Source organism: Streptomyces sp. NPDC020898, from assembly GCF_044333925.1.
GTDB lineage: Bacteria > Actinomycetota > Actinomycetes > Streptomycetales > Streptomycetaceae > Streptomyces.
This window is the reverse complement of record NZ_JBIRRV010000003.1, coordinates 384,679-402,757: the sequence shown is the minus strand read 5'-3', so window position 1 is coordinate 402,757 and position 18,079 is coordinate 384,679. Positions and strand designations below refer to the sequence as shown.

The 18,079-nt window shown below is 70.4% G+C and carries 12 protein-coding genes and 3 pseudogenes; 5 read left to right on the top strand and 10 right to left on the bottom strand.

The features are described from left to right. The 3 genes and pseudogenes from ACH4TV_RS12935 to ACH4TV_RS12925 all read right to left on the bottom strand — a co-directional run bounded on the left by ACH4TV_RS12935 (position 1) and on the right by ACH4TV_RS12925 (position 2,358). Positions 1-1,020, bottom strand: a complete 1,020-nt coding sequence (locus ACH4TV_RS12935; RefSeq protein WP_398397245.1) for a tripartite tricarboxylate transporter substrate binding protein — start codon at positions 1,018-1,020, stop codon at positions 1-3. Positions 1,021-1,222: 202 nt separating this feature from the next. Further along, positions 1,223-1,366, bottom strand: a pseudogene (locus ACH4TV_RS12930) (glucarate dehydratase); the annotation flags it as partial. 38 nt (positions 1,367-1,404) lie between these two features. Then, a complete protein-coding gene (locus tag ACH4TV_RS12925) occupies positions 1,405-2,358 on the bottom strand; it encodes a 5-dehydro-4-deoxyglucarate dehydratase (protein WP_398397242.1) in 954 nt (317 codons plus the stop codon). Between the two features lie 118 nt (positions 2,359-2,476). Between ACH4TV_RS12925 and ACH4TV_RS12920 the strand changes: the two genes are divergently transcribed. Next, positions 2,477-3,268, top strand: coding sequence for an IclR family transcriptional regulator (locus tag ACH4TV_RS12920; protein ID WP_398397241.1), 792 nt, complete (start codon positions 2,477-2,479; stop codon positions 3,266-3,268). A gap of 291 nt (positions 3,269-3,559) precedes the next feature. On the opposite strand, the gene ACH4TV_RS12915 is transcribed toward ACH4TV_RS12920, so the two are convergent. From ACH4TV_RS12915 to ACH4TV_RS12905, 3 genes and pseudogenes are all read right to left on the bottom strand, one after another. Next, on the bottom strand, positions 3,560-5,236 hold the full coding sequence (locus ACH4TV_RS12915) for a CocE/NonD family hydrolase (RefSeq protein WP_398397239.1): 1,677 nt from the start codon (positions 5,234-5,236) through the stop codon (positions 3,560-3,562). Positions 5,237-5,340: 104 nt separating this feature from the next. Beyond that, on the bottom strand, positions 5,341-6,219 hold the full coding sequence (locus tag ACH4TV_RS12910; protein WP_398397237.1) for an alpha/beta fold hydrolase: 879 nt from the start codon (positions 6,217-6,219) through the stop codon (positions 5,341-5,343). A 443-nt stretch (positions 6,220-6,662) separates the two neighbouring features. Then, positions 6,663-7,142 (bottom strand): annotated as a pseudogene (locus ACH4TV_RS12905) (TetR/AcrR family transcriptional regulator); the annotation flags it as partial. A 232-nt stretch (positions 7,143-7,374) separates the two neighbouring features. On the opposite strand from ACH4TV_RS12905, the gene ACH4TV_RS12900 reads away from it, so the two are divergent. Then, entirely contained in the window at positions 7,375-7,587 is a 213-nt protein-coding gene (locus ACH4TV_RS12900) for a hypothetical protein (protein WP_398397796.1), read from the top strand. 705 nt (positions 7,588-8,292) lie between these two features. Here ACH4TV_RS12900 and ACH4TV_RS12895 read toward each other — a convergent pair. Next, positions 8,293-8,607: pseudogene (locus ACH4TV_RS12895) on the bottom strand (hypothetical protein); the annotation flags it as partial. A 256-nt stretch (positions 8,608-8,863) separates the two neighbouring features. On the opposite strand from ACH4TV_RS12895, the gene ACH4TV_RS12890 reads away from it, so the two are divergent. Both ACH4TV_RS12890 and ACH4TV_RS12885 read left to right on the top strand, forming a co-directional pair. Then, a complete protein-coding gene (locus ACH4TV_RS12890; RefSeq protein ID WP_398397235.1) occupies positions 8,864-10,066 on the top strand; it encodes a globin domain-containing protein in 1,203 nt (400 codons plus the stop codon). Positions 10,067-10,166: 100 nt separating this feature from the next. Beyond that, positions 10,167-11,345, top strand: coding sequence for an MFS transporter (locus tag ACH4TV_RS12885; RefSeq protein ID WP_398397233.1), 1,179 nt, complete (start codon positions 10,167-10,169; stop codon positions 11,343-11,345). Between the two features lie 18 nt (positions 11,346-11,363). Here the strand turns inward: ACH4TV_RS12885 and ACH4TV_RS12880 are convergent, their stop codons facing one another. The 3 genes from ACH4TV_RS12880 to ACH4TV_RS12870 all read right to left on the bottom strand — a co-directional run bounded on the left by ACH4TV_RS12880 (position 11,364) and on the right by ACH4TV_RS12870 (position 15,138). Further along, positions 11,364-13,148 carry a GAF domain-containing protein gene (locus ACH4TV_RS12880; RefSeq protein WP_398397230.1) on the bottom strand — a complete coding sequence of 595 codons (1,785 nt, stop codon included), beginning with the start codon at positions 13,146-13,148 and terminating at the stop codon, positions 11,364-11,366. 131 nt (positions 13,149-13,279) lie between these two features. Further along, on the bottom strand, positions 13,280-14,308 hold the full coding sequence (gap, locus tag ACH4TV_RS12875) for a type I glyceraldehyde-3-phosphate dehydrogenase (protein WP_398397229.1): 1,029 nt from the start codon (positions 14,306-14,308) through the stop codon (positions 13,280-13,282). A gap of 134 nt (positions 14,309-14,442) precedes the next feature. Next, positions 14,443-15,138, bottom strand: coding sequence for a response regulator (locus tag ACH4TV_RS12870; RefSeq protein WP_398397781.1), 696 nt, complete (start codon positions 15,136-15,138; stop codon positions 14,443-14,445). Positions 15,139-15,362: 224 nt separating this feature from the next. On the opposite strand from ACH4TV_RS12870, the gene ppdK reads away from it, so the two are divergent. After that, positions 15,363-18,050, top strand: a complete 2,688-nt coding sequence (ppdK, locus tag ACH4TV_RS12865; protein ID WP_398397227.1) for a pyruvate, phosphate dikinase — start codon at positions 15,363-15,365, stop codon at positions 18,048-18,050. The last annotated feature ends 29 nt before the right edge of the window (positions 18,051-18,079 follow it).

The following is an 18,079-nucleotide window of genomic DNA, read 5'->3' as shown; positions in this document are numbered from 1 at the left end:
TCAGCCCTCGCTCTTCAGGTCCAGATCGAACGTGTCGATGAGCTCGCCGTAGCGCTTCTTGGCGGTCTCGACCTGCTTGACGACGGCGTCCGGCGAGGCCTCCCAGCGGCCGATGTAGTTGTTCTCCAGGAACTTGCCGTACTCCGGGTCCTTGAAGGCCTTCTTCAGCGCCGCTCGCAGCTCGGAGACGACGTTGGCCGGCAGTCCGGCCGGGCCGGCGACCCAGCGGCGCTGGTCCACGACGACGTCGTGGCCGGACTCGACAACGGTGGGCACGTCGGGCAGGAGGTCGATGCGCTCCTTGGCGAAAACCGCCAGTGGACGCAGCTTTTCGGACGTGAGATGGGGAGCGGCCTCGGCCACATGGACGGCGCCGACGTCCACCTGGCTGCCCAGCAGCGCGGTCACTGTGGGCGCGCCGCCGTCGAACGGGATGCCGCCGGCTTTGACGCCGGCGTCGCCGAAGAGGAGGGCCTGGGCCAGCTCACTGCCGGTGCCGGCGCCTGTGGTGCCGTACTTGACCGACTTCTTCGCGAGCAGGTCGTCGAGGGTCTCGATGTCCGACTGCGCCGGAACGACGAGGACGTAGTCCTCCACGGTCAGCCCGGAGATGACGTCCATGTCGGACATCTTGATCGGGTCATCGTCGACGACGGTGTGCGGGCCGATCGACATGAGCGACTGGAAGAGCATGACCAGGCTGTAGCCGTCGGGCTCGCGGCCCAGGATCTCCTTGCCGCCCACGGCGCCGTTGGCGCCGGGTTTGTTCTCCACCACAACGGACTGCCCCAGGGGGTCCTCCAACGCCTTGGCGGCGGCGCGCGATATCAGGTCGGTACTGCCGCCCGGGTCGGAAGGCGCGGTCCACTCCACGGTCTTGGTGGGATAGTTCTCGGCGTCTTCGCCGCTGCCCCCGCCGCCCTGGACCCCTCCGCACGAGGTGAGGGTGAGAAGAGCGGCGGCGCAGACAGCCGCGCCGGCGAGGTGCCGGCCCTGACGCAGTCGGGCCTGGAACATCATTGTTCTCCTTCATGGGTGGGGTTCTGGCCGGCCGGGGTCACCACCGCGGGAGCGGTGGCTGCGTCCAGTCGGGGTGCTTGCGCCGGATGGCCGCGACGTCGTCGCGGTTGTGGCACTGCGGCGTCCGGTTGAACCGTTCGTGCAGGCGGGCCGGCACCAGGGCGTGGACGGCCGTGATCTCCTCGGCGGGGTGGTCGCGGCTGCCGTAGGTCTCACCGATGCCGACGACGCCGTCGGAGGTCTCTGTCTCGACGATGCTGCCGGGTGTGTACGGCTGACGCGCACCAAGGATGTTGAGCAGCGGCGGGTCACTGATGAGGACGGGGGTGACGGTCACCTCGACGATGCGAGGCGCGCTGCTGAGCACGACGTTCCCTCACTTCCTCACGTGCACGTTGCGAGCGCCAGGCCGGTGTGCAGGAGGGCCTCGAGTTGCGCCAGGTGGTCAGAGGCCGGTTCCATCAGGGGCGCGCGGACCGGGCCGACCGGGGCTCCGCGGAGCCGGGCCGCCGCCTTGACCAGGGACACCGCATAGCCCGTGCCCTGGTCGCGCAGTTCGACGAGGGGCAGGTAGAACTCCCTCAGCAGGTGTTCCATTCTTGGGTGGTCTCCGGCCCGGTGCGCCGCGTAGAAGGCGCCCGCGATCTCGGGTGCGAAGGCGTGGACCGCCGAGGAGTAGGCGGGGATGCCGATGCTCGCGTACGCCCGTACCTGCATCTCGGCGGTGGCCACGCCGTTGAAGAACAGCCAGTCGCCGGGCGCCACCAGCCGCAGCCGCTGCATCTGGTCGAGGTCGCCGTGCCCGTCCTTGAGGCCGACGACGCCGTCGACCGTGGCCAGTTCCCTGGCCGCGGCGGTGCTCAGCTTGACCTGCCCGCGCTGGTAGACGATCAGGGGAAGGGGCGAGCCGCCCGCCACCGCGCGGACATGATCCACGTACCCGCGCTGCGGGGCGGAGATCAGGTAGTGCGGCATGAGCAGCCCGGCGTCCGCGCCGGCCCCCTCCGCGAGCCGGGCGAACTGCAGCCCCAGCGACCAGCCGTACCCGACGCCCGCCACCACCGGGACCTGTCCCGCCACGACCTCGACGGCGGTGCGTACGACGGCCTGGTACTCCTCGGCGGACAACGAGAAGAACTCACCGGTTCCGCAGGCGACGAACACGGCACCCGGGCCGGCGGCGAGCTGCGCAGCCAGGTGGGTGCGGAAGCCGTCGAGGTCGAGGCCGCCTTCGGCGTCGAACGATGTCAGCGGGAAGGACAGGACACCCTGCGCCGTCCCCTTGCGCAGCCGATCCGCCGTCTCGCGGTCGCGCTCGATATCCCGAGTCGTCTCCATGTGCGCCACCTGTCTCCGTATGTAGACAGTCGTCTTGTGGTGGAGAGCATGGCTACATGGCTGATAACCGTCAAGCATCGGTGCAAGAATTCTTCGAGTGCGTTCGGAAGGGGTGGCGATGAGTGAGCCTGAAGCGGTCGGTGGCGTACGGGGCGTGAAGTCGGCAGCCCGTACGGTCGAGTTGCTCGAGCTCCTGGCCGCGCGGCAGAACCGGCCCGCCCGGCTGCGCGAACTCAGCGAGGCCCTCGGCGCCCCGCGCAGCAGCGTCTACGCTCTGCTGCGGACCCTGACGGAACACGGCTGGGTCCGCACCGATCCCTCCGGCACGCTCTACAGCGTCGGCATCCGCGCCCTCCTCGCGGGGACGACCTACCTGGACGCGGACCCTTATCTGCGCATCGTCCAGCCACTGATCAACGGTCTGAGCGCCAGGCTCGACGAGACCATCCACTACGGGCGACTGGACCGCACGGACATCGTCTATCTGGCGACTCACGAGTCCAGCCAGTACCTCCGCCCCTTCAGCCGGGTCGGCCGCCGGCTCCCGGCCTTCAGCACGGCACTGGGCAAGGCGCTGCTCGCCGAGCGGCTGGACACCGACCTGGCCGACCATGTCCCCGACACGCTGAAGCCCCTCACACCGAACACCCACGCCGACCACGACGCTCTGATCAAGGACCTGCGGGCCACCACCGAGCGCGGATACGCCATCGACAACGAGGAGAACTTCGCCGGCGTCGTCTGTTACGGATTCTCACTCCGGTTCACCACACCCCCGATCGACGCGATCAGCTGCTCGATCCCCATCGACCGGCTCAACCCCGCGAGGACCGAGGAACTCATCGAGGCCATGCGGCACACCCGGCTGTCGATCGAGCGGATGGCGCCGATCGACCACACGATGCCGTAGGGCGTTCACCCGACGGGACAGCCACGAGTCGCCCCCATCGACATCGCCGTCACCCCCAGCTCGAAAAGGGGCCGCTTCGATCCATCCGGACCGCCCCTGACCAGCAGGATCGCCCCTCTGGATGACCATCGGGAGGGTGATCAATCTAAAATCCCTCGAATTGGGCAACGGAGTCCTCGAGACCTGCTGCAACCGCCGGCAGCTGCGGAAGCACCCGACCTGGGACTACCCACCCATCTGGAGATCCGGCAGCGCCACGACCCGATCGGTCGGCCTTCCCGTCGCTTGTGATCAGGCCGCAGGCACCACGGGCAGGATGATGCGGGAGGGCCGGGCGGGGGCGTGGAAGACCTGCTGGCGGGCTACTCGGGCCGTGGTCGCGGTCTCCTCGGGTTCGCCGGTGTTGAGGTTGCGGTCCCAGCGGGGGAAGTTGCTGGAGGTGACCTGGACCCGTATGCGGTGCCCTGCCCGGAAGACGATGCTGGTCGACCACAGGTCCACGACGTGCTCGGCTGGCTCGCCCGGTGTCGCCGCGCGTACCCGCACGATGCCGTCGGCCACGTTGCGGGAGACACCCGTCTCGTCGACGTCGCACAGGCGTGCCACCCAGTCGGTCGACGGTCCGTCCGTGGCGGTGAAGAGCACCGCCCGCACGCGGCCGGTCACCTCGACGTCCTCGGTGAGCGGTTCGGTGGTGAAGACCAGGACGTCCTCGCGCGCCTCCACGGCCGTCTGGTCGAGCGGCCCGGGACGGAACTCGTCAGACAGCAGGAGCGCTCCGCCGGTGGTGGGCACCGGGTTCATCGGGTCGTAGGTGAACTCGTCGGGCTGCTCGGCGGTGGACGGCGGCTCAGGGGTCAGGCGTCCGTCCGCGCGCAGGTGGAAGTGGGTGTCCACGGCCCGCGGCAGGGGCCATTCCGTCTCCTCGCGCCACTGGTTGATGCCCATGACGAACAGCAGCACCTTGCCGGTGTCCGGCTCCAGGGCCTCGCCGTCGCCGATCGTGCGCTGGTACCAGTCGAGTTGCAGGTCGTGCAGGCGTCCGCGCATGCCCATGAAGGCGGAGTTCGCGGTGAACCCGAAGTTGACGTCGCCGACCACGTGCTGCTGGTTGGCGTGGCTCCACGGGCCCATGATCAGCGTGGCGGACCGGCCGGCGCTGCGCATGGCGGTGAAGTTGTCGAGCGTGCCCTGGCTGAAGATGTCGTACCAGCCGCCGACCTGGAAGGTGGGCAGGTCCACCTCGTCGTGTCGGCCTGCGACCCGGCAGGACGTCGCCCAGCGGGGCTCCCGCCGGGACCGCTCGTAGCCCAGCTCGGGCAAGTCGTGCCGGGCGAACGCGGGGAACCGCCCAGCGGGCAGTTCCCCGTAGCCGCCGTCTGCCAGGCCGTCGAGATCCTGCACGAGCGTGCCGAGACTGCCCACGAGCGCGCCGGGGTCGGTGCTGTGCCGGCGCATCAGCGCGTCGGCACCCATGATGAGTGTCCAGGGGGCGGTGATCCCGAGTTCGATCGCACCGCCGCGCGTCCACAGCCCGTCGTCCGGATCGGACCACGTGACCATCGGCGCGATCGCCTTCAGCTCCGGCGGCTTCGACAACGCCGCCATCCACTGCGTGTTGCCGAAATAGCTGGCGCCCAGCATGCCGACCGAGCCGCTCGCGCCGGGCAGAGCAGCGGCCCACCGCACGGTGTCGTACCCGTCGCTCTCCTCATACGTCCACGGCTCCCACTCCCCCTCGGAAGCGAACCGGCCCCGCGTGTCCTGGACGACCACCATGAAGCCGCGCCGGGCCGCCGCCAGCGGATCGAGCACGACACTCATCATGGGCGTCTGCTTGCCGTACGGCAGCCGGCTCAGCAGCACCGGCCACGGCCCCGTACCCCCGGGCCGGTAGACATCGGCGCGCAGCACCGTGCCGTCACGCATCTGAGCCGGAACATCGAACTCGATCTGAATCTCCGCCACGCGCTGCTCCTTTGCATGCGACGACGCTGTCAGGCACATGGTCGAACCTGGCCCCCGTCCCGCACTACACCCGAACGGGGGTGACTACGGCGCTCTCGGGGCCGTCACGCCACCGCGTTCAGCAAGTCGGCCAGCAGGTCGGGCCGTTCCAAGGCGATGAAGTGGCCTGCTCCCGGCACCTGCGTGAAATCGGCATCCGGCAGCAGCTCCTTGTCGGCTTGCCGGTCCGAGGGACGGGACCAGTCCTTCTCCCCGTAGACGAGGTGGACGGGTGCCTTGACCTCGGAGTAGCGCGAGCGGGCGGCGATGAGACTGGGCAAGCTCTGGTACACGGCCCGGGCGACGGTCGAGTAGCCGGGGCGGCTGCCCACCTGGAGGAGTTCGTCGACGTAGTCCGCCCGCAAAGCGGCCTTGTCGACCAGCCCGCCCTGAAGGATCCTGCGAAGGGCGGCCTTGGGCTCCACCCCGGCGACCACCGGGCCCACCCCCGGAGCGAGGACACCGGTGACCACCACACGAGCGAGGAGACTGGAACGGGCGATCCCGCCGGGGAAGTCGTACGTGTTCACCGCGACGACGCGCCGTACCCGCTCCGGGAGATCGGCCGCGGTGGTCAGGGCGAGCACCGCCCCCATGGACTCCCCGACCAGGGTCACGTCGTGGAGGTCGAGTTCGGTGAGGAGCCGCTTGACGCCCGCGCGCATGGCTGGCTCGTCGTACGACGCACCGGGCACGATCTCGGAGTAGCCCATCCCCGGCAGGTCGAGGGCGTACACGGTGTACTGGTCCGCGATCAGGGGGATGAGGGAGCGGAAGTGCTCGGCCTGCGTGCGCACGGTGTGCAGCAGGACCACGGGAGCACCGGTGCCCGCCTTGAGGTAGCGCAGTGTTCCCTCACGGCTGTGGCGTCCTGTGCGCGGGGCGATGGTGTGGCTGGTGGTCCCCGGGATGTGAATCGTGGGACGTGACTCTGGGCTGGGCATCTCGCTGGCTTCCCTTTGTGTGAACTGCTGCGGACGGGTGATTCGGACAGGGCCCGCCCGAAGGGGTCGTGACCACGGACCAGCCTTGGATTCATCGAGAAACCGACCGGTTTCCATCATCGTAAACCGATCGGTTTCCGAGCGCAAGGCTGAGGTTGCCATCCGCACAGCGGTCGCCGATTCCGCACTCAAGGGCTACTACGGCACCTCTAAGCGCTCCAGCTGCAGGTGTAGGGCACGCCGCCGTGGCCAGCCGCCGCGGCCAGGGTGATGCGGCGAAGTGGTCCGGGCCGGCTGAATGAGGCTCTGGGGAACCGCGCACCTGCTATTGGATGCTGATGTCGACGAGACGACGGTCTTCCTGGCGCGCGGCACGCCCGAGGGGCGGGGAGCCATCAGCCCGGGGACCACACGGTCACAGCGCCTGCTCGAAAGGGGATGCGTCAGCGCACGCATGCCGCGTCGAGCAGGGTGGTCATCGTGAGTGTGACGAGCCCGGTCAGCTCGTCGGCTCCGATCCCCGCGCGGACACTGGCGCCGTCGAAGACCATGCCGAGCTGCCGGGCCAGCAGGTCGGGATGGCTTGCCCCGCCCTGTTCGGCCTCGGAACGGAAGAAGGCTGTGAGGTTCTCCTTGACGCGGTGGGCCACCTGGCTTGCAGGGTGCCTACGGTCTTTGAGCTCGATCTGAGCAGCCAGGCACCGACAGCCTTGGAGGTCGGGCGCACCCGCCTGCTCCTCCAGCTGGTCGAAGACGTGCAGGATCCGCTCGCGGCGTGCACGGCCGTCGTCCGCCGCCGGCAGGAGCCCGGCCGCGAAGACAGAGGCGCGTTCCCCCAGGCTCGCCGCCAGCAGTTCATCCTTGCTCTCGAACAGCTGATACAGGGAACGCTTCGACACCCCCGCCGCCTTGCACAAACGTTGCGGCGACCGCCTTCAATACCTACGTAGAAGACGCAGTTCATGCTCGACGAGCTCCTTCGCCGGTCCTGTGCGGCGGTGTCCAGCGTGTTCATGTGCTGTCGGTCCCGGCGCAGTGTGCCCATGACTGGGCGTCTTCGAAACGAGGGTCATCGTCGCCTCAGCTGTCGTAGGGAGGATGTCCATCACGGGTCGAGGTCCTCAAGCGTGCGACGGCCTTCTTCGCAAAGACCCGGTGACGGTGCACCCGTTCATCGAGGCGGAGAAGCAGAGCGGCCACAGCGTCCAGCGCGCGTGTGAACTGCTGAAGGTCTCCCGAACCGCCTTCTACGCCCTCCGCCAGCTCGGCAACCGCCTCGTCGGCATCCTCCACGGATGCCTCAAGACCCGCACCCTCTACGACGAAGCGACCGCCTGGTCACACCACGCCCACACCCCTGCCACTTGACCTCAAATGACATGGGGTGTCTGACCGCCACACCGATGGTGTCCGTCAAAGCGGAACAAGTTCAGTATGTGACAACTAACGTCTGTGGTCACACGACTGTGACCAGGATTCTTAGTTGGCATCAGGCAACGTTCACGACCTGCGCTGATGCCAACTAGGTTCAACAACTGGAGGTACGGAATCGGAGAGATAGTTGGCACTTTGGTACACCGCAGCTCACGGGGTGTTTCGCCCGGAGTAAACGGGAGCAAAGGAGCCAGCTGCGCTCCGTACGGGAAGCTCTCTTCGTATGGAGAGCGTCGACAAGTCGAGGTCGACAGCGACGAGGGGCGGCGCCTACTCGATGGACTGTTGGCCACCTGGTCGGTGAGGACAAGCTCGCACGAGACGCGGTAGCACGGGTCACGCTCCATCCGGCTGCGCGTGGGCGAGCAAGCCGGGGTGACCTTATTACCGAGCGATCTCCGGCGGCGGGGCTGCTTGCTGCGGGACGTCCGACGGTGGGCACCCCGCACGGCAGGCGACGTCCACGAGTGGGGAGCCGCAGGGACGGCAGTCAGCTCACGCTCGACGCCACGCGCTGCGCGTCGCACCACTGCACGAGCCGCTCCGCACAGCGTCCGAGTCTTTCTCGCAAGATAGGTCTGCCACCGGTACAAGCAGCGAGGTGCTCAGTCACTCCATGGCTCAGTGCCTTGCCCTCCGACAATCGTTGCCCGTGGCCCTCGTCACGCACCAGGGGGGGGAGTCGGAGGCCTGGTGTTCCCAGGTGATGATGCCGTCCTTGACGTACACCATCCACGAGCAGGAACCGGTGCAGTTCACGCCGTGGGTGGAGCGCACCACCTTGTCGTGCGCCCAGCAGTCCCGGTAGAAACGCTCCCACTTCGGATCGCCCTCGCCGATCACGGCGCGTCCGTCGGGGGACACCTCGTTGCGTGTCACCAGCCTGCGGGCGGCCAGCGGCCGGCCCTCCCCGTCGCCCCGCCGGTCGTGCCGCGTGGTCTCGTCGTTCTCCATGGGCGCGAACGCTAGGCGGGGCGCCGACACCCGCGCCCTGGGCCGAACGGCCCTGTACCCACGCCCGTCCGACCCTGCGACGAGCGGTCGGGGCGTACCGGAGGTCCCGATTCGGTGGGCCGCTGGTCCCGTTCTGTCCCACAGGGCTCTGCGACCCCCGAAATCACCGGCTCGCCTTGCTATACAGGGTTCGCCGCCCCATGGGAGCGCGGCCCTTCTCTCCCCTCCGTATCTGGTCCCTTTCCCGGGAGGCTTCATGCTGTCCGAAGAGTCCGCCGCCGTCGTACGGGCCACCCTTCCCGCCGTGGCCGGAGCGCTCGACGAGATCACCACGCGTTTCTACGGCGCGATGTTCCGCGACCGCCCCGAGCTGCTGGACGGGATGTTCAACCGCGGCAACCAGGCCAGCGGCGCCCAGCGCCGGGCCCTGGCCGGGTCGGTAGCCGGCTTCGCGAGCGCGCTGCTCGCCGACCCCGAGGTCCGTCCTGACGCCCTGCTGGCGCGGATCGCCCACAAGCACACGGCGGTCGGGGTCACCGAGGACCAGTACACGATCGTCCACAAGTACCTGTTCGGTGCGATCGCCGAGGTGCTGGGCGATGCGGTCACCCCGGAGGTGGCCGCGGCCTGGGACGAGGTGTACTGGCTGATGGCCGGCGCCCTCATCGCCCAGGAGGCCCGTATCTACCAGGAGGCGGGCGTCACGCCGGGCGAGATCTGGCGGCCGTGGACCGTCGTCGAACGCCGCGAGGAGACCGCCGACGTCGTCTCGTTCCTGCTGCGTCCCGCCGACGGCGGGCCCGCCCCCGCGGCGAAGGCCGGCCAGTACGTCAGTGTCCGGCTGCGCATGCCCGACGGTGTGCACCAACTGCGGCAGTACAGCTTGTCCTCCGACCCCGGCGGCGACCTGCGCCGCATCACCGTCAAGCGGGTCGCGGGCGACGACGGCGCACCGGACGGCGAGGTGTCCACGCTCCTGCACCGGACGGTGCGCGCCGGCGACGAGCTGACGCTGTCCGCGCCTTTCGGGGACGTCGTCCTCGACGAGGCGGGCACCCCGCTGGTCCTCGCCTCCGCCGGTATCGGCTCCACGCCCATGGTCGGCATGCTCGCCCACCTCGCCGCGACCGGCTCCACCCGCCCGGTACTGGTCCTGCACGCCGACGCCTCCCCCGCCGAACACGCCCTGCGCGCCGAGACGCACGAGCTGACGGACCGGCTGCCGCAGGCGAGCGAGGTCTGCTGGTACGAGCGGCCTGGCACCGCCGAACCCGACGCCCGCACCGGCCTGATGGACCTCACCAGGGTGGACGTCCCCGCCGACGCCACCGTGTACCTGTGCGGCCCACTGCCCTTCATGCGCGCCGTCCGCACCCAGCTGCTGGACCGCGGAGTGCCCGCGCGCCGCATCCGCTACGAGGTGTTCGGCCCCGACCTGTGGCTGCCCGACGCGTCCTGACGGCCCGTAGGCACGCCCCGTAGAACCCGTAGAAGGGAACGAGAACCATGCTCCAGCCCCTGGGAAGGCGCCGGCCCTCGTTCCGGGCCGGGCCTGGCTGATGCTGGCCCTGGCCACCACCGGCTTCGCCGTCAACTTCTGGGCGTGGGCGCTGCTCAGCCCGCTCGGCCCCCGCTTCAAGGACTCCCTCGGCCTGACCTCCTTCCAGCAGTCCCTGCTGGTCGCGGTACCGGTGGTGGTCGGCTCCCTGGGCCGTATCCCGGTCGGCGCGCTGACCGACCGGTTCGGCGGACGGGTGATGTTCCCGATCGTGTCGGCCGCCACCATCGTGCCGGTGCTGTACCTGGGCCTGGCGGGCCACCCCTCGCTCGGCGCCCTGCTCGCCGGGGGCTTCTTCCTCGGCGTCGGCGGTACCGCGTTCGCCGTCGGCGTGCCCTTTGTCGGGGCGTGGTTCCCTCCCGAGCGGCGCGGGCTGGCCATCGGCGTCTTCGGCATGGGCATGGGCGGTACCGCGGTCAGCGCCCTGTCCACCGTCAGGCTGGTGGACGCCCACGGCATGGCGAACCCGTTCCTCCTCACCGCCGGAGCGCTGGCTCTGTACGCGGTCACAGCCGTGGTGTTCCTGCGGGACGCCCCCGGGCGTACGGCGCCCTCGGAGCCGCCGGCCCGCCGCCTGGTCGCCACGCTCCGCCTCGGCATCACCTGGCAGGCGTCCGCCCTGCACGCGGTGGCCTTCGGCGGCTATGTCGCCTTCTCCGTCCACCTGCCGACCTGTCTGAAGACCGGCTACGGCCTCACCCAGGCCGACGCCGCCAACCGCATGGCCGGGTTCGTGCTCCTCGCGGTGGCCATGCGACCGCTCGGTGGCTGGCTGTCGGACCGCGTCGGCCCGGTGCGGGTCCTGGCCTGGGCCCTGACGGTGGTGGTCGCGGGCGCGCTCGTGCAGTCCTTCACGCCGTCCCTCGCGCCGCTGGGCACACTCGCCTGCCTCGCCATGGCCGCCGCACTGGGCGCCGGCAGCGGAGCGACGTTCGCCTTCGTGGCCCTGCTGGCCCCACCCGACAAGACCGGCGCGGTCACCGGCGTCGTCGGGGCTGCGGGCGGCCTGGGCGGCTTCGTACCGCCGCTGGTGATGGGCTCCCTGTACGGCGCCCACGGCTCGTACGGCCTCGGCCTGATGCTGCTGGCCGCGGTGGCGGCCGGCGCCCTCGTCTTCACGGGCACCGGCATCCGCGGCGCCGTCGCCCACCGTGCCGTGGCCGCGCGGCCGTCGCACTGATCCGGCAGCGACGCGCCCTTACCCCTCCGTCACCGGTACCCGCCACACCAGGGTGGTGCCCCCGGTCGCCGGACTGCTCAACTCCAGCTCTCCGCCCAGCTGCTGGGCCCGCTCGGCCATGTTGCTCAGGCCGCTGCGGCGGCCGTCGGGCGGGGTGCCCACGCCGTTGTCGGTCACCGTCAGCCGTACCTCACGGCCGTCGGTCTCGAGGGCGACTCCGACCCGGCCGGCGCGGGCATGGCGGGCGACGTTGGTCAGGGCCTCGGAGAGCACCGCCACCACGTGCTCGGCGGTCTCCTTGGGCACATGGGTGTCCAGGAGGCCGTCCATGCGCAGGCCGGGCGCGAAGCCCAGGACGGGCGCGGCCTCGCCGACCGCGCGTACCACCCGGGCGCGCAGGCCCGGTCCGGAGACTCCGTCACGCGCCCGCAGCCCGAAGATCGTCGACCTGATGATCTTGATGGTCTCGTCCAGGTCGTCCACCGCCCTCAGCACCCGCTCCGAAGCCTCCGCGTGGTCGATGAAGCGGCCCGCGCTCTGCAGGGTCATACCCGTGGCGAACAGCCGCTGGATCGCCAGGTCGTGGAGGTCGCGGGCGATCCGGTCGCGGTCCTGGAGCACGGCGATCTGCGCGGCGTCGGCGCGGCGTTCCGCCAGTTCCATCGCGACGGCGGCCTGTGCGGCGAAGCCCTGGAGCGGTTCGGTCTCCTTCTCGGTGAAGACCGTACGGCCCGCCTCGCGGACGAGCAGGACGATGCCCCGTACCCCGCCGGTGGTACCGATGGGCACGGCGACGGCCGGGCCGAGCCCGGTGAACCGCGCGGGACCCCCGGCCGGGACGCTTCCCTGGTCTTCTGCACCCCCGATGCCTTCGGTGCATTCGCCCGGAGAAGCCCCTGGCTCCTCACGGGAGACGTCCGGGCTGGTGACGGGGGCGGCGCAGGCGAAGGCCTTGCCGATCAGGCTGTCGTCCACGGGCAGGACCAGCCCGCGATGTGCCTCCGCCGCCTCCCCGATGGCCAGCTCCACCGTGAGGGAGTCGGTGCCCTCCATCGGCACCGCCACCACCGCGAGCGCGGCGCCGGTGACCTCGCGGGCCCGTTCGGCGATCAGCGCGAGGACCTCACCACGGTCACTGCCCGACATCAGGGTGTGGGTGATCTCGGCGCTCGCCCGCAGCCAGCGCTCGCGCAGCCTCGACTCCTCGTACAGGCGTGCGTTGTCGATCGCCACGCCGGCCGCGACGGCCAGCGTCGACAGGACCGACTCGTCCTCCTCGTCGAACTGCGCGCCGTCCCGTTTCTCGGTCAGGTAGAGGTTGCCGAAGACCTGGTCCCGCACCCGGATCGGCACGCCCACGAAGGAGTTCATCGGCGGATGGTGGGGCGGGAAACCGTAGGAGTTGGGGTGTTCGGAGATCTTCGTCAGGCGCAGCGGCTCGGGGTGACGGATCACTTCGCCCAGGATGCCGTGGCCCTCCGGGTAGGGACCGATCGCCGCGATCTGCTGCTCGTCGATGCCGACAGTCAGGAACTCCGACAGCCGCCTGCCGTCGGGCCCGATCACGCCCAAGGCCGCGTACTGGGCCTCGACCAGCACTGCCGCGGCCTCCACGATGCTGCGCAGCGCCTGTTCGAGGTCCAGTTCGCGGCCGACCGAGAGCACCGCCTCCAGCAGGCTGTGCACCCGGTCACGGGTGCCACGGGCCGCGTCCAGACGGGCCTGGAGTTCCTCCAGCAGTTCGTCCAGCCTCAACTGCGGGAGCTTGACGCGGGCTTCCCTGGGCTGCTTAGGGCTTCCCACCGACGTTCCTCCAGGTCCCCTACGACGCACGGGCAACCAGCCGTAGCGCTCTGGGTGCCACGGTATCGGTCCGTCGGAGGGGGCGGTACTGGATCACGTACGGCTGTCAAGGCCAAGGCTGTCGCGGGCAGTCACCGCTGGGGAAGCCGGGCCACCACGTACTCGGTGAGGTCGAGGAGCCGGTTGGTGTACCCCCACTCGTTGTCGTACCAGCCGAACACCTTCACGAGGTTTCCGTGGGCCATGGTGAGCGGGGCGTCGAAGACACAGGAGGCGGGGTCGCCGACGACGTCGCGGGAGACGATCGGGGCGTCGGACACCCGCAGAATGCCCTTCAGCGGCCCGTCGGCGGCCGTCCGGAACGCGGCGTTGATCTCGTCGGTGGTCACCTCCCGGTCCAGTACGAGGGTCAAGTCGGTCAGCGAGCCGTCCTCGACGGGGACGCGGACCGCGAGGCCGTCGAGGGTGCCGGCCAGCTCCGGCAGGACCAGGCCCACGGCGCGGGCGGCTCCGGTGCTGGTCGGGATGATGTTCACGGCGGCGCTCCGGCCACGCCTCAGGTCCTTGTGCGGGCCGTCCAGGACGACCTGGTCGTTGGTGTAGCCGTGGATGGTGGTCATCAGACCCTTGTCGATGCCGAAGGCGTCGTCGAGGACCTTCACCATCGGCGCCACGCAGTTGGTGGTGCACGAGGCGTTCGAGACGACGTGGTCGGTCTCCGGGTCGTACGTGCCCTCGTTGACGCCCATCACGACGGTGGCGTCAACTCCCTTGCCCGGTACGGACAGCAGCACCTTGCGGGCCCCGCCCTTCAGGTGCAGCCCGGCGTCCTCGCGGCCGCGGAAGCGTCCGGTGGACTCGATGACGACGTCCACGCCGAGGCCGGCCCAGTCCAGGGCGGCGGGGTCGCGTTCGGCGGTCACGGCGATGCGGTGGCCGTCGACCGTGATCGAGGTGTCGTCGTGCTCGATCGTGCGGTGCAGCCTGCCGTAGGTCGAGTCGTACTCCAGGAGATGGGCGAGCGCGGCCGCGGAGGTGAGGTCGTTGACCGCCACCACCTCGACCGGCGTACCGGCCGCTGTCTCCGCGCGCTCCAGCACACAGCGCAGGTAGTTGCGCCCGATGCGCCCGAAGCCGTTGATTCCCACACGCACGGTCATGTCCGTCGTCCTCCCGATCGGTGCCCGGTGAAGTCCGGGTGCGCTGCCCAGCCTGCGGGTGGCGCACCGGACGGCACTTGGGCCCTACGGGGGCGAGCCGGAGGCCGTTCGGCCCCACAACTCGTCCGGCGGATTCAGCGGCCTTCGTGCTTGAGCCGGTCCTCGGCCTGAGTGGCGATGACGGCGGCCTGGACGCGCCGCTCCACGCCGAGCTTCGCCAGCAGCCGGGAAATGTGGTTCTTCACCGTCTTCTCGGCGAGGAACAGCCGCTGACCGATCTGACGGTTGGTCAGCCCCTCGCCGATCAGGGCCAGGATCTCCCGCTCGCGGTCGGTCAGGCCCGGCAGTGCCTCCGGCGCCTCCGCCGGCTGCTGCCCCTCGCGGAGACGGGCCATCAGCTTGGTGGTGGCGCTCGCGTCGAGCAGGGACTGTCCCCGGGCCACCGTGCGCACGGCCGAGACCAGGTCCGAGCCCTGGATCTGCTTCAGTACGTACCCGGACGCCCCGGCCATGATCGAGTCGAGGAGTGCCTCCTCGTCGTCGAACGAGGTCAGCATCAGACAGGCCAGGTCCGGCATGCGCGAGCGCAGTTCCCGGCACACGGTCACTCCGTCGCCGTCGGGCAGGCGGACGTCCAGGACGGCCACCTGAGGGCGCAGCGCGGGGACCCGCACCAGGGCCTGCTCGACGGTGCCGGCCTCGCCGACCACGGTGATGTCCGGTTCGTCGTTCAGCAGGTCGCGCACTCCGCGCCGTACCACCTCGTGGTCGTCCAGCAGGAAGACCCGGATCGCGCCGTCGTCGGTGCCAGGCCGCTCGCTGTCCGCCATCAGTTGCTCCTCGTCGCGCGTCCGCGCCGATGCCCGCCCGTGCGCGGAATCGGCCTCCACACCGAGATCCTTCTCGTCCCGGGGCCGAAGGACCAGGGCCGGTCGGCCCTGATTCCCGCCCGGGTCGGGACTGCCGGCACCTGCCGTCCGATCGGCGCCCGACCGACGCTGGAACGGGCAGGAAGCCCGCGCAGCCATCGTACGAAGCTGAGGAGCACGGCGTCATGGTCCGTTACGTGTACGACTTCCACGAGGGCAGCCGTGATCTGGCCGGCCTGCTCGGCGGCAAGGGCGCGAACCTGGCCGAGATGACCCGGCTGGGGCTCCCTGTCCCGCCGGGTTTCGTCATCTCCACCGAGGCCTGCCGGGCCTTCCTGGCCACCGGCGCGGAGCCGGACGGCCTGTCCCAGGAGATCTCCCGGCATCTCACCGGCCTGGAGTCCGCCGCCGGGCGGTTGCTGGGGCAGCCCGACAACCCGCTGCTGCTCTCCGTCCGCTCCGGCGCGCGCTTCTCCATGCCCGGCATGATGGAGACGATCCTCGACATCGGACTGAACGACGAATCCGTCCTGGGCCTGGCCAAGTCCTCCGGGAACGAACGCTTCGCCTGGGATTCCTATCGCCGACTAGTACAGATGTTCGGAAGTACGGTGATGGGTGTCGACTCCGCACTGTTCGAGCGGGCCATGGGACTGCTGAAGGAGATCCGTGGCGTCACGGACGATCTGCACCTGGACGCGGGCGACCTCGCCGAACTCGTCGAGATGTACAAGAACCTCATCGCCGACGAGACGGGTGAGACCTTCCCGCAGGCCCCCGCCGAACAGTTGCGCCGCGCCGTCCTCGCCGTCTTCCGGTCCTGGAACGGTGAACGCGCCCGCCTCTACCGACGCCGCGAGCACATCCCCGACGATCTGGGCACCGCGGTCACCGTGCAGCGCATGGTCTTCGGCAACCTGGGCCCCGACTCCGGCAGCGGCGTCGCCTTCACCCGGGACCCGGCCACCGGCCGCCCCGGCCTGTACGGCGACTACCTGGCCGACGCGCAGGGCGAGGACGTCGTCGCCGGCATCCGCAACACCGTGCCCCTGGCCGAGCTGGAACGGCTGGACCCGACGTCGTACGGACGGCTGCGCGACCATATGGAGACCCTGGAGCGGCACTACCGGGACCTGTGCGACATCGAGTTCACCATCGAGCGCGGCACCCTGTGGATGCTGCAGACCCGCGTCGGCAAACGCACCGCCGAGGCCGCCTTCTCCATCGCCGCCCAGCTGACCGACGAGGGGATCGTCACCCCGGACGAAGCCCTGGCACGCGTGACCGGGGAGCAGCTGGCCCGGCTGATGTTCCCCCGCTTCGACGCCTCCGCGACCGGCGACGCGCTCGCCCACGGCCTGCCGGCCTCGCCCGGTGCCGCGGTCGGCTCGGCCGTTTTCGACTCCGCCGAGGCCGTACGGCGCGCCGCGGCCGGCGAGAAGGTCGTCCTGGTCCGCCAGGAGACCACCCCCGACGATCTGCCCGGCATGGTCGCCGCCCAGGCCGTGCTGACCAGCCGGGGCGGCAAGACCAGTCACGCGGCCGTCGTCGCCCGGGGCATGGGCAAGGTCTGCGTCTGCGGTGCCGAGGAACTCACCGTGGACACCGACGCCCGCCGCTTCACCACCGGTGACGGCACCGTCGTCGAGGAGGGCACGGTCATCTCGGTGGACGGCTCCGCCGGTGCCGTGTACGCCGGTGCGGCCGCGCTGGTCGACTCCGCGCTGATGCGATACTTCGAGACGGGCGAAGGGTCGCCAGGGCTGGTCGAGTCGGTGGCCCGCACTCTCCAACAGGCCGACGGTGTACGGCGGTTGGAGGTGCGCGCCAATGCGGACACCCCCGAGGACGCCGCGCGGGCCCGCCGGTTCGGTGCCCAGGGCATCGGCCTGTGCCGCACCGAGCACATGTTCCTCGGCGAGCGCCGCAAGCTGGTCGAGGAGATGATCCTGGCCGACACGGACGCCGCCCGAGAGCGTGCACTCGACGCCCTGCTCCCGCTCCAGCGCCAGGACTTCACCGGGATCCTGGAGGCGATGGACGGCCTGCCCGTCACCATCCGCCTCCTCGACCCGCCGCTGCACGAGTTCCTGCCCGACCGCACCGACCTCGCTGTCCGCGTCGCCACCGCCGAGGCCCAGGGTGCCGCGCCCGACCCGCACGACACCGAACTCCTCGCAGCCGTCAGCCGTATGCACGAGGAGAACCCGATGCTCGGCCTGCGCGGCGTGCGCCTCGGCCTCGTGATCCCCGGCCTGGTGGCCATGCAGGTACGGGCGATCGCGGAGGCGGTCGTCGAACGCATCCGGGCCGGTGGCTCCCCCGAGGCGGAGATCATGGTGCCGTTGGTCGGCGCCGTCGAGGAACTGCGCATCGAACGCGAGGTGGTGGAACGCGTCCTGGCCCGGGTGGCCGAGGAGACCGGCATCCCTGTCCACTGCCCGGTCGGCACGATGATCGAGCTGCCCCGGGCCGCGCTCACCGCCGGCCGGATCGCCGAGGAGGCGGAGTTCTTCTCCTTCGGCACCAACGACCTCACCCAGACCACCTGGGGCTTCTCCCGCGACGACGTCGAGGCGGCGTTCTTCTCCGCCTACCTCGACAAGGGCATCTTCGCCGCCTCGCCCTTCGAGACGATCGACCGCGCGGGCGTCGGCCGCCTGGTCGACATCGCGGTCGCCGAAGGCCGCGCCACCCGCCCCGACCTGAAGATCGGCGTCTGCGGCGAACACGGCGGGGATCCGGACTCCGTCCACTTCTTCCACAGCGCGGGACTCGACTACGTCTCCTGCTCGCCGTTCCGCGTCCCGGTCGCCCGCCTGGAAGCGGGACGGGCCGCGCTCACCGAGCTGGGGACGAGCGACAGCAGGTGAGGCCGGCCCACCCGGCCCCGCTCCGGGTG